Source organism: Lysobacter alkalisoli (assembly GCF_006547045.1).
Taxonomy (GTDB): Bacteria; Pseudomonadota; Gammaproteobacteria; order Xanthomonadales; family Xanthomonadaceae; genus Marilutibacter; species Marilutibacter alkalisoli.
Genome location: NZ_CP041242.1, coordinates 2,178,006 through 2,189,570 on the forward strand (window position 1 = coordinate 2,178,006; position 11,565 = coordinate 2,189,570).

9 protein-coding genes and 2 pseudogenes are annotated in these 11,565 nt (G+C 65.4%); 4 read left to right on the plus strand and 7 right to left on the minus strand.

The window, feature by feature from the left end; all coding sequences use genetic code 11:
• Positions 1-55: 55 nt before the first annotated feature.
• From FKV23_RS09425 to FKV23_RS09435, 3 genes are all read right to left on the minus strand, one after another.
• Positions 56-1,648 carry a BCCT family transporter gene (locus FKV23_RS09425; RefSeq protein ID WP_141623621.1) on the minus strand — a complete coding sequence of 531 codons (1,593 nt, stop codon included), beginning with the start codon at positions 1,646-1,648 and terminating at the stop codon, positions 56-58.
• Between the two features lie 110 nt (positions 1,649-1,758).
• Positions 1,759-2,799 (minus strand): hypothetical protein, encoded by a 1,041-nt coding sequence (locus FKV23_RS09430; protein ID WP_244243964.1) that lies wholly within the window; start codon positions 2,797-2,799, stop codon positions 1,759-1,761.
• A gap of 314 nt (positions 2,800-3,113) precedes the next feature.
• Positions 3,114-5,240, minus strand: a complete 2,127-nt coding sequence (locus FKV23_RS09435; RefSeq protein WP_244243965.1) for a M13 family metallopeptidase — start codon at positions 5,238-5,240, stop codon at positions 3,114-3,116.
• Positions 5,241-5,490: 250 nt separating this feature from the next.
• On the opposite strand from FKV23_RS09435, the gene FKV23_RS09440 reads away from it, so the two are divergent.
• Both FKV23_RS09440 and FKV23_RS09445 read left to right on the plus strand, forming a co-directional pair.
• A complete protein-coding gene (locus FKV23_RS09440) occupies positions 5,491-6,168 on the plus strand; it encodes a TIGR00153 family protein (RefSeq protein ID WP_141623623.1) in 678 nt (225 codons plus the stop codon).
• A 10-nt stretch (positions 6,169-6,178) separates the two neighbouring features.
• Positions 6,179-7,426 carry an inorganic phosphate transporter gene (locus FKV23_RS09445; RefSeq protein ID WP_141623624.1) on the plus strand — a complete coding sequence of 416 codons (1,248 nt, stop codon included), beginning with the start codon at positions 6,179-6,181 and terminating at the stop codon, positions 7,424-7,426.
• A gap of 148 nt (positions 7,427-7,574) precedes the next feature.
• Here the strand turns inward: FKV23_RS09445 and FKV23_RS09450 are convergent, their stop codons facing one another.
• From FKV23_RS09450 to FKV23_RS09465, 4 genes and pseudogenes are all read right to left on the minus strand, one after another.
• Positions 7,575-8,867 carry an amidohydrolase family protein gene (locus tag FKV23_RS09450; RefSeq protein WP_341867587.1) on the minus strand — a complete coding sequence of 431 codons (1,293 nt, stop codon included), beginning with the start codon at positions 8,865-8,867 and terminating at the stop codon, positions 7,575-7,577.
• A 24-nt stretch (positions 8,868-8,891) separates the two neighbouring features.
• Positions 8,892-9,092 (minus strand): annotated as a pseudogene (locus tag FKV23_RS09455) (DUF4287 domain-containing protein); the annotation flags it as partial.
• 1 nt (position 9,093) lies between these two features.
• Positions 9,094-10,083, minus strand: a complete 990-nt coding sequence (locus FKV23_RS09460; RefSeq protein ID WP_208543139.1) for a VOC family protein — start codon at positions 10,081-10,083, stop codon at positions 9,094-9,096.
• 108 nt (positions 10,084-10,191) lie between these two features.
• Positions 10,192-10,611: a hypothetical protein gene (locus tag FKV23_RS09465; protein ID WP_141623625.1), complete on the minus strand. Its 420-nt coding sequence runs from the start codon at positions 10,609-10,611 to the stop codon at positions 10,192-10,194.
• 131 nt (positions 10,612-10,742) lie between these two features.
• On the opposite strand from FKV23_RS09465, the pseudogene FKV23_RS17510 reads away from it, so the two are divergent.
• Positions 10,743-10,814: pseudogene (locus FKV23_RS17510) on the plus strand (hypothetical protein); the annotation flags it as partial.
• Between the two features lie 65 nt (positions 10,815-10,879).
• Entirely contained in the window at positions 10,880-11,551 is a 672-nt protein-coding gene (locus FKV23_RS09470) for an MmyB family transcriptional regulator (protein ID WP_244243966.1), read from the plus strand.
• Positions 11,552-11,565 lie beyond the last annotated feature (14 nt).

Consider the following 11,565-nt stretch of genomic DNA (forward strand, 5'->3'; position numbering starts at 1 on the left):
TCCGCTCCAACCGCGAATGTTGCGGTCTGGTCGCGGAAACGCAAGCGGCGCGGCTCTACCCCGTCAGGCGCATCAGCTTGCGCTCGTGGTGCAGCCCCATCGCCAGACTCACGCACATCAACAGCAGCACGAAGGTGAACGGCAATCCCAGACTCACAGCACCGGCCTGCAGGGCTTTCAGCGCCGCCTCGCCGCCGATGGCCAGCAGCACCGCGGCAACCAGGCCCTCGGTCACCGCCCAGAAGATGCGCTGTACGACCGGCGCATCGACCATGCCGCCCGAAGTAATGCTGTCGATCACCAGCGAGCCAGAATCCGACGAGGTGATGAAGAACAGCAGCACCAGCACGATGGCCATCAACGAAGTGATCGCCGTCCACGGCAAGTGTTGCAGCATCTGGAACAGCGCCAGAGACTCGTCGCCGATCCCCTTGGCCAGCTCGCCGATTCCCGTCATCGACTGATCCAGTCCGTTGCCGCCGAACGCGCTCATCCAGACGATGGTCAGCAGCATCGGCACCAGCAGCACCGCGGTCATGAACTCGCGCACTGTCCTGCCCTTGGACACACGGGCAATGAACATGCCCACGAAGGGCGACCACGAAATCCACCAGGCCCAATAGAAGATGGTCCAGCCATGGTAGAAGGTGTCGTCCGTGCGACCGGCCGGATTGCTCAGCGGCAGGATGTACTCCGCATAGGACAGCACGGTGGTTCCGACATTGCCGGCGAAAGCCAGCAGCGAACCGGCAATGATCACGAACAGCAGCAATGCCGCCGCCAATATCATGTTGATATTGCTCAGCAGCTTGACACCACCATTGATCCCCCGAATCACCGAAATCGTGGCGATGGCGGTGACGCCGGCGATGATGCCGACCTGCAACGCCAACCCGCCCGATACGCCGAACAGGAACTCGATGCCGCCCGCGGCCTGCTTGGCACCCAGACCCAATGAAGTCGCCAGGCCGAACAGTGTCGCCAGCACCGCCAGCGTATCGATGACGTGACCCAGCGGCCCCCAGACCCGTTCGCCGAAGATCGGATAGAAGGTCGAGCGAATGGTCAGTGGCAGACCCTTGTTGTAGGCGAAGAATGCCAGCGACAACGCCACCACCCCGTAGATCGCCCACGGGTGCAGGCCCCAGTGGTACATGGTGGCGCCGAGCGCAGCCTCGCGCGACGTTTCAGTACCGCCAGCGATGTCCAGCGGGGTGCCGTACCACTCGGTGAAGTAACCCACCGGCTCGGCCACGCTCCAGAACATCAGGCCGATGCCCATGCCCGCCGCGAACAGCATCGCAAACCATGACGGTCGCGAGAACTCGGGTTTTGCCTCCTGGCCGCCAATCCGGATGTTGCCTACCGGCAGCACGATCAGCGCCAGGCAGAACAGGACGAAAATATTGCCTGCCGACAGGAACATCCAGTCGAAGGTATTCTGGATCCACACCCGGGCTCCGAGCAGCACCTCGCCCGCACGCTCCGGGGCGGCCAGAGAGAGCACGACGAACAGCAACGTCAGGGCCGCACTGACGATGAAGACGGGGTTGTGCAAGTCGAGGCCGAACGCCTTGATGTTGTTCTGGCCTGCCTCGTAATCGGTCTCGTAGACCTTTTCGAGCGCTGCAATCTGCTGTTCGCTCATGGCGCGTACTCCTCGGTGAAGCTGTCTTCCTCGATTGGACGGATACGGCAAGCGCAGTCGTTGCTGCCGTGCCGCGTCCACGTTCGACCGCGATACGCGGCCCTTCGGCGTCAGAAATAGAAGCCGAGATTGATGTTCAGGCGCGAGCGCCAGCGATCCGATCCGGGCTCTTCGATACCAATGCCGGAGCCTCCGACGAACCACATGTTCTTGCCTGCGATCCAGTCGACATAGGTGAACATCGGCCCCTTCGAGAAACTGCAACCGGTGACGTTCTGCCACGACTCCCGCAGGCCCGGATCGCTGCCGACCGGTTGTGTCGTGCTGAGATTGTTGTAGCAGGTGATGCCGTCGAACCAGCCGGAGCTCGGCAGCGCATAGGCGACGTTGAACGTAGGCACGTCGGCCTCGGCCGCGATCTCGAACGGGAACTCGAACGCCGACATCGCGATCCGCGATTCCGGAATGCGGTAACGGTAGCGCGCCCACTGCAGTTGCACGGTCGTGCCGCCGCGTTTCCATTGCGCATGCACGGCCGCACCGTCGTGTCCGTGCTTGCCGCCATCGATGCGATTCTCGACCTTGCCGCTGAACAGCGAGGCACCCAGCGCAAGCTCGGCGCCATTCCAGTCGCGAGAATTCTCGTAGCGTAAATTCAACCGCTCACGTTCGCGGTACGGCAGGTCATCGGTGGTGGCGACGTCGAACGAATAGCGGTCGTAGCGCGCCCCGGTGCCGTATTCGTCCGCAAGGAAAACCCCGGCATGGAACTGATGCGGGCCTTCGGCACGCTGCCAGACCACGCCCAGGTCGTAGTCGTCCTCGATGCCGAGGTAATAGCCGGAACCGAACCAGAAACTTTGTGAGGCATACGGCAACAGCCCGAACGGCGCCTGCTGGATGCCGACACGGACATCGGAGACATCATCAAGCTTCCAGCCCGCCCACGCGTGATGCACGGCATGGAAACCGTCGTACCAGCGGTACTGGAGGGAGAAGAATGCTGGACCTGCGCTGCCCTTGGCGTCGACACGCAGCAGCTCGAGGTCGGCACCTGGATTGTCGCCGTAGTCGAGCCAACCGTAATTGAAGCGGACCGCACCGCCCAGATCGAACTCGGGATCACCCTCGGCCGCACGCGCCCCGGACATGGACAATGCAAACAGACAGAAACACAAACACACGGAACCTCGCGAAATCACGGGCAGCCCGGACCTCTCTAAGACACTTGGAATCCAAACAGGCTAGCGTCCGCATACGCATGGCGCAAATCAACGGGATGCAGAAAATGGCCTGTTTTTTGCTGTAAAGCGCATCAGAGCGTCCTTTCAGCGAGATCGAGGCGACACGCAGAACTTCACTGAAACGGCACGATCCAGCCGCAATCCGCGCGGCCATCGAAGGATCGCACACATGAAAACGGGGCCGGTAATCCGGCCCCGCGATGGTTGTCGGAGTGTGCGAATCACCAGATCCGTACGCGTTCCTCCGGAGCGATGTAGAGCGTATCGCCCTGCCCGATGCCGAAGGCGTCGTACCACGCATCGATGTTTCGCAGCGGCGCGAAGGCGCGGATCTGGCCGGGTGAGTGCGGGCCGTTGACCAATTGCTGGCGCAGTGCGTCATCGCGCCAGAGCGTGCGCCACACCTGCGCCCAGCCCATGAAAAAGCGCTGCTCGCCGGTGAAGCCGTCGAGTACCGGCGCCGGCTGGCCATCCAGCGAGCGCTGGTAGGCTTCGAAAGCAATGGTCAGGCCGCCGAGGTCGCCGATGTTCTCGCCCATCGCGACCTGGCCGTTGATGTGCATGCCGGGCAGTTCCGGGAACTCGTAACTTTCATACTGCGCACCGAGCTTGGCCGCCTCGGCCTCGAAGCGTGCGGCATCGTCGACGCTCCACCAGTCGCGCAGCACGCCATTACCATCGGACTTGCGGCCCTGGTCGTCGAAGCCATGGATGATTTCGTGGCCGATCACGCCACCGATGCCGCCATAGTTGACCGCCGGGTCGGCATCCGGGTCGAAGAACGGCGGCTGCAGGATCGCGGCCGGGAACACGATTTCGTTCTTCACCGACGAGTAGTAGGCATTGACCGTTTGCGGAGTCATGCCCCACTCGTCCTTGTCGACCGGCCGGCCGAGGCGGTTGCGGCGGAAATCCCAGTGGAAGCGCTGCGAACGCTCGGCATTGCCGAACAGGTCGCCGTTGACGACCTCGAGGTCGCTGTAATCGCGCCACTTGTCCGGGTAGCCGATCTTCAAGCCGAAGCCCTTGAGCTTGTCCCGGGCCTCGGCCTTGGTCTCCGGCCCCATCCACTCAAGCTGATCCAGCCGCGCGCCCATCGCCACCTTCACGTTGGCGACCAGGGCATCCATCTTGGCCTTGGCGTCGGCGGGGAAATACAACTGCACGTAGTCGCGGCCGATCGCCTCGCCCATCGCGCGCTCGGCGAACTCGACGCCGCGCTTCCAGCGATCGCGCTGTTCCGGCTGGCCGTTCAGGAACTTGTTGCGGAACTCGTACTGGGCGTCGACGAAGGCCTTCGACAGCAACGGTGCCGCGGAGTCGGCCGTCTGGAATGCCATCCACGCCTTCAACGTGTCCAGCTCGGTCTCGGCGAAGATCTTCGCCAGTTCGGGCATCGCCGAATCCTGACGCAACACCACGCGCCCGGCGGCCTCGACGCCGGCGGCCTCGAAGAAAGTCGCCCATGGGAAACCCGGTGCATGCGCGTTCATCCCGGCCATCTCGACCGGGTTGTAGGTCTTGTCGCGGTCACGGCTCTCGGCACGGGTCCAGTGCGCCTCGGCGATCTTCATTTCCATCGCCATGATCGCCTTGGCGTTGTGCTCCGGCCGTTCCCAGCCGGTCAGTTCCAGCATCTGTGCCAGGTATTCGACGTAGCGCTCGCGCTGCGGTTCGAACTTCTCGTCCAGGTACATCTGGCGGTCGCCTAGGCCAAGGCCGGACTGGCTCAGGTACAAAGCGTAGTTGTCCGGGTCGCGCTGATCGTCGCTGACGAAGGCGCCGAAAAAGCTGCCGCCAAAGCCGCCATGGGCCCGGCCCATCAAGGCGGCCAGCGCATTCTTGTCCCGCGCGCCGCGGATCGCGTCAAGGTGCGGCTGGAGTGGCCTGGCGCCCAGCGCCTCGACGGCCGCCTCGTCCATGAAGCCCTGGTACAGGGCCGCAACCTTGGCGGCATCGCCGTCGACCGCCGGGTCGCCGAGCGGGTAACCCTCCACCAACTGGCGCACGCGCGCTTCAGACAACTCGCGCAGCAGATCGAAGGCGCCGTACCTGGAGCGGTCTGACGGAATTTCGGTGGTCTGCGCCCAGTTGCCGTTTACGTAGGCGAAGAAATCGGCACCCGGGCGGGCATCGCGGTCCATGCCGCCGGTGTCGATGCCCCACTCGCCCATGCGCGGCGAGGCCACCGTGGCCACAGCGGCACCGGAGCCCGCGTCCGGCGAGTCGAACAGCATGCGCGCGTCGCAGCCGGCATCGAGACAGCGGTCGTGAGCAGTGGCGGTGGTCACCGGGGCCACAAGGCCCAGGACGGCGACGGTGGCGGCGTACAGCAGGGTCTTCTTCAAAACTGTTCTCCCGGATTCGAAATTCCCCGAGGGGGGCGTCGGGTTGTACCGGCCCCAGGCCGGCCCGGACAGTGCCAAGGGTTGGGGGCGGTCGGCCCGTAGCGTGGCGGCGCCCACCTGAACGCGCTGCAGCCGGGACCGCGGGCCCGATCGCCATCCCACGGTTCCCTCGACACCGTTTTCCGCAGACAATTGCGGTTTGATGACAACCGGCACGGTCCGCCGGCCCCGCTCCCACGAGGAATCCAGCATGGCAGGCAGCTTTGTCGCCAATCTTTTCGGTCGTTCGCCGGTCCGGCCGCTGCAGAAGCACTTCAAGGAAGCGGCCGCCTGCGCGCGCGAGCTGACCCCGTTCATGGAAGCGGTGCTGAAGGGCGACTGGAGCGCCGCCGATGCCGCGCGCGAGCGCATCGTGTCGAAAGAGCAGGTCGCCGACGACATGAAGAAAGATGTGCGCCTGAACTTGCCAGACAACCTGTGGATGCCGGTGCCGCGCGCCGACCTGCTGGACCTGCTGATGGTCCAGGACCGGGTGGCCAATACCGCCAAGGACGTATCCGGCATCGTCATCGGCCGGCGCATGACCTTCCCGGTCGAGGTGGGAGACGCGCTCATGAAGCTGGTTCGCCGCTGTGTGGATGCGGTCGACCAGGCCGAGCGCGGCGTCAACGAGCTGGACGAACTGTTCGAGACCGGTTTCCGCGGTGCAGAGGTGGACCTCGTCGAGGAACTGATCGACCAGCTCGACGCGATCGAGGACGACACCGACCAGTTGCAGGCCGAAGTGCGCGCGGCGCTGTTCCTCCGCGAAAAAGACCTGCCGCCGGTGGACGTCGTGTTCATGTACCGGGCGATCGAGTGGATCGGAGAGGTCGGCGACTACGCCCAGCGCGTGGGCAGCCGCCTGCAACGCCTGCTGGCGCGCTGAGGAGAACGGCATGGAGCAGATGACCCTGTACATCGCGCTGGCTGCGATCTTCGGCCTGTACATGGCGTGGGCGATCGGCGCCAACGACGTCGCCAACGCCATGGCCACCTCCACCGGCGCCAAGGCGATCAGCTTCAAGCAGGCGGTGATCATCGCCGCGGTGTTCGAGTTCGCTGGCGCGGTGCTGGCCGGTGGCAGCGTCACCTCGACCATTCGCAGCGGCATCGTCGACGCCAGCCTGCTGGCCGACACCCCCGAGCTGATGATCTACGGCATGCTCGCCGCGCTGCTGGCGGCGGCAGTCTGGCTCAACATCGCCTCGAAGATGGGCTGGCCGGTGTCCACCACCCACTCCATCATCGGCGCGATCGTCGGTTTCGCCGCGGTCGGCATCGGCACCGAAGCGGTCCACTGGGGCAAGGTCGGGCAGATCGTGATGAGCTGGGTGGTGTCGCCGGTCGTCGCCGGCACCTTCGCCTTTTTCATTTTCCGCAGCGTGCAGGTGCTGATCCTGGATCGCACCGATCCGATCGCGCGGGCGCGCCGCTTCGTGCCGGCCTACATGCTGGTCGCCGCCTTCATGATCGTCATGATGACCCTGACCAAGGGGCTCTCCCACGTCGGGCTGGACCTGACCACCCGGCAGAACCTCATGATCTCGGTCGCGATGGCCATCGCGGTGGCCATCGCCGGCAAGCTGATCATCGACCGCATCCAGGTCGATCCCAAGGCCGACCGCAAGTTCCGCTTCGCAACGGTCGAGCGCATCTTCGGCGTGCTGATGGTCATCACCGCCTGCTCGATGGCGTTCGCGCACGGCTCCAACGACGTCGCCAACGCGGTCGGCCCGGTCGCCGCGGTCATTTCCGTGGCTTCGACCGGCATGGTCGAGGGGCGCTCGGCGGTATCGCCGTGGGTCTTGCTGCTGGGCGGCGGCGGCATCGTGCTGGGCCTGGCGACCTACGGGCGGCAGGTCATGCGCACTGTCGGCCAGAAGATCACCGCGCTCACCCCCAGTCGCGGCTTTGCCGCCGAGATGTCGGCGGCGAGCACCATCGTGCTGGCATCGAGTACCGGGTTGCCGATCTCGACCACCCACACCCTGGTCGGCGCGGTCCTGGGCGTCGGCATCGCCCGTGGCATCTCGGCCATCAATCTCACCGTGATCCGCAACATCTTCCTGTCGTGGCTGATCACCGTGCCCGCCGGCGCGGTGCTGGCGGTGATCTTCTTCTTCATTTTGCGCGCAGTGCTGTAAGGGAACCTCTGAACAAGTCCTTCGATACCCTTGTTCAGACCTTCCCGAGGGTATTCCGACAAGCGGCCTTCACTGAGTCATGACAATGACCCGCCCCGGGTCGTTTCAGCCGGGATTAACGCCGGAAGGTTGATCGCGTCGTTGGCGACTACGGCCGATGCCATGGCGCCGGGTGGATCACCTCACCACCGCGCACGGTGTAGCGCACACCTGAAAAGGCCTGCGGGTCGTCGGCGGGATCGCTGCCGAGCACGACCAGGTCGGCGTCCATCCCCGCCTCGATGCGCCCCTTGCGCGAATCCTGGCCGAAACGCCGGGCCGGCGCGGTGGTAAGGCTGGCGAGGATCGCGCGCCAGTCCATCCCCGCACCGGCCATGCGTTCGAACTCTCGGCGAGTGTCGGCCTGGTCGCTGTAGCCGATGTCGGTGCCGAACAGCACCTGCCCGCCGGCTTCGTGGAACACGCGCAACTGCTGCTGGGCGATGCCGGCGATCCTCTCCACGACCGCCTCCGGCGCATTCTCCTTGCGCACCTCGATCTCGAACAGTTCCAGCGTCGGCGTCAACGCGACACCCTCTTCCACCAGCCGTCGTGCGAGCTCGGCACTCCATGCACCGGAAGCCGGCGTGGGATGCGCGAGCACGTCGACGCCACCAGCAAGCGCGATCTCGATGCCCTCCAGCGTGGTCGGATGGGCGAACGCGGGCTTGCCGGCGCGATGGGCCTCTTCGACGACCGCGCGGACAATTTCCAGGTCCATCAGCCTCACCCCCGTTCCGTCATCGACGATCGCACCGATGAACAGTTTCACCCCGTCGGCACCATCAGCCAGCTGTCGGCGTGCACGCTCACGGGCCTCGTCGGCCGTCGCGACCTCGGCACTCGGCGCAGTCATCGAATCCAGCAGGTCCTTCACGTAGGACGGTGTGCCATCCGCGGGGAAGAACGGCATGTCTACGGTCAGCAGCGATGGGCCTGCCACCTCACCCGCGTTGATGCGCCCGCGCAGCGTGGCGGTATTGCCCGACGGAAACGAGGCGATATCGAACACCGTGGTGAAACCCCAGCGAGCGAACATCTGCCGCAGCGCGAACTCCAACTCGGCCGGCGAGCGTGTCGCGGCCTCGCGCAACGGCAGCGGCAGCGGGTGCACGTGGCTGTTCCAGAAGCCGGCGGTGACCGTGTCGCCCCCGGCATCGATCACCATCGCGCCATCCGGCACCTCCACGGCGGTGCCGACCTGGACGATACGGCCGTCGCGCACCAGCACCGTACCGTCCGTGATCGGCTCCGCGTCGGGAGATGGGTAAATACGCGCATTGACGATGGCAAGATCACCCGCCCGTACAACACCGGCCAGCAACAGCAGCGGCAGGACCATCAAGGCCAACAACAAACGCATCGGAAATCTCCCGGGGCCCGATTGTCCGGGCAGTGGCATGGGCAGGCCGTCAGTGTCCGCCCGGGCACGATGATAGGCGACCAGCGCATTGGCATGCCCATGGCCGATCCCGTGCCCGGACTTGAGTGCGGCCACCATTTCCATGTGCTTCTTTCCCTCCATGGCATCCAGCACGTCCAGCCAGTGGTTGATCGGCTTGCCGTAGGTCTTCTCGATGGAAGGAAAATAGGACGCCGGTCCCTTCACCGTGTTGTCGCCGGCCATCTCAGCGACCTCCCTTCGCCGCGGCCTCGATCGCCGCCACGTCGAACTTCTTCATATCAAGGAATGCCTGCGTCACCCGCGCCACCTGGTCCTTGTCGCCCGACGATATCAGTTCGCCAAGCACCGCCGGGGTGACCTGCCAGGACAGGCCGTAGCGGTCCTTGCACCAGCCGCATTGCTCGGCTTCAGGCACGGTGGACAGCTGTGCCCAATAACGGTCGACCTCCGCCTGGTCGCGGCAATGGACCATGAAGGAAACCGCTTCGTTGAAGCCGAAACCGTGCTCGCGGGCGCTGTCCATCGCGACGAACCAGTCATCGTCGAGGCGGAAGTCGGAGAACATCACCGTCCCCTCCTTTTCCGGCTCCATGCCGGCCGGATAGCGGACAAGTTGCCCATCCCGCGAACCGTCGAACACCGACCGGTAGAACGCGCCCGCCTCCTCGGCCTTGCCGCAGACGTCGCCGGTGAACAGCAACGCCGGCATGATGTCCGGCCGCGGCTCGCCGGCCTGATCGGTCAGGATCAACTGCCACGACAGGCCGTAGCGGTCCTGCACCCAGCCATAGCGCGGGCTGAAGGGGTACGCGTCGAGCGGCATCAGCGCCTGCCCGCCGTCGATCAGCTTCTCCCACGCGGCGTCCAGATGCTCGCGTGCCTGCGGGTCGCGCGAGGGGTCGAAGTTGACCATGAACGAAACCGAGGGATTGAAGCTGAACAGCGGTCCGGCGCTGATCGCCATGAACGGCTGCCGGCGCAGGCTGAAGGAGATCACGTCGCAGTCGCCCGAAGGGGTGTCGTGCAAGGTGGTGACAGACTCCATCTGCGAGTCCGGGAACACGGAGCAGTAGAATTCAGCGGCCTCCCGGGCCTGTTTGTCGAACCACAGGTGCGGGGTGATGGGCTTAATGAGGGACATGCGGTTTCTCCAGTATCGAGGGACCTCGATCCATCGACGATCCGGGCCGATGGAAATCGACACGGGAGACATGATGCCTCCCTCCTCAGGTATCTGCAGGTGCCGACCGAAGCGGCGCGTCCATGCGCGGATTCCGGCTCCATCCTCAGGCATGCCCAGGCGGCGACCCGGAGTGCACCATCAGGCCAGCGCAGTCCGCCCCTGCCGCGTGGCGTGCAGGCCCATCCAGCCCAGTTCGGCGAAGACCAGGACCACCAGAGCCTGCGCGCATACAAAGACGATACCGAACCCCGTCGGCTGCCAGACCGGGCCGAAGGCCACCCAGGCACTGGCCGCCACCCAGGCGAAGTTGATCGCCACCACCGCGACCATGGCCAGGCGCGGCACCCGGGCATGACGCGACAGCAGCAGCACCCAGGCCACGAACGGTACGCAGATCAGGCCCGCGATGCGCAACAGGCCGGCCGGCAATGCCAGCAACGGCGCCAGCATGTCCGCGCCGGCAATCAACAACAGGGCCGTCGCACCGGTGGCCAGGCCATCGACGCGCAACAGGCGGGGCAGGAATCCGGGATTCGCGAAGCGGTGTTGCATCGACATGGCAGTTCTCCTCGTGGTTGGGTCGGGAGGCATGCTGCCCGCGCCCGTGCACCGGAACCATTACCTGGCAGGTAATGCACTAGCTTCCCTGTCTTCGGCTATGGTCTGCAGCCATGACCGTCCACGAACCCATGCCCCCCTTCGGCGATCAACTGCGCGAATGGCGCCATCGCCGCCGGCTGTCGCAGGAAGACCTGGCCGGCCTGGCCGAGATCTCGTCGCGGCACCTGAGCTTCCTCGAAACCGGCCGCTCCGCCCCAGTCGCGCCATGTTGCTGCGGCTGTCGGACCGGCTCGACGTTCCCCTGCGCGAGCGCAACCGCATGTTCACCGCGGCCGGTTACGCGCCGGTCTACGGGGAGCGCCCGCTGGACGATGCCGGCCTGGACGCGGCACGACGCACCATCGAACTGGTGCTGCGCGGCCATGAACCTTTTCCCGCTCTGGCCGTCGACCGCCACTGGCGCATGCATGCGGCCAATCGCGCGGTGGCGCCGTTCCTGCGCGGCGTGGCGCCAGAATTGCTGGAACCGCCAATCAACGTGCTGCGCCTGAGCCTGCACCCGGAAGGGGTGGCGCCGCGCGTGGTCAACCTCGGCCAGTGGCGCGCGCACCTGCTGCACCGCCTGCGCCAGCAGGTCGAAAGCACCGGCGACGGCACGCTGGAAGAGCTTCTGCAGGAACTGCAGGGCTACCCCGGGCCGGAACTGGAGGAGGAACTGGAACCGGACGCGATCGCCGTGCCGATGCGGCTACGCAGCGAGTTCGGCGAACTGTCCTTCCTCAGCACCACCACCGTGTTCGGCACCCCGGTCGAAGTGACCCTGTCGGAACTGGCGATCGAGTCCTTCTTCCCGGCCGATCCGCGCACCGCCAAGGTGATGCGGACCATGTCCCTGGTCGGGCGCATGCTGCGTTTCAAGCTGCCACGACTGAAATAAGCTTGCCGGGATAA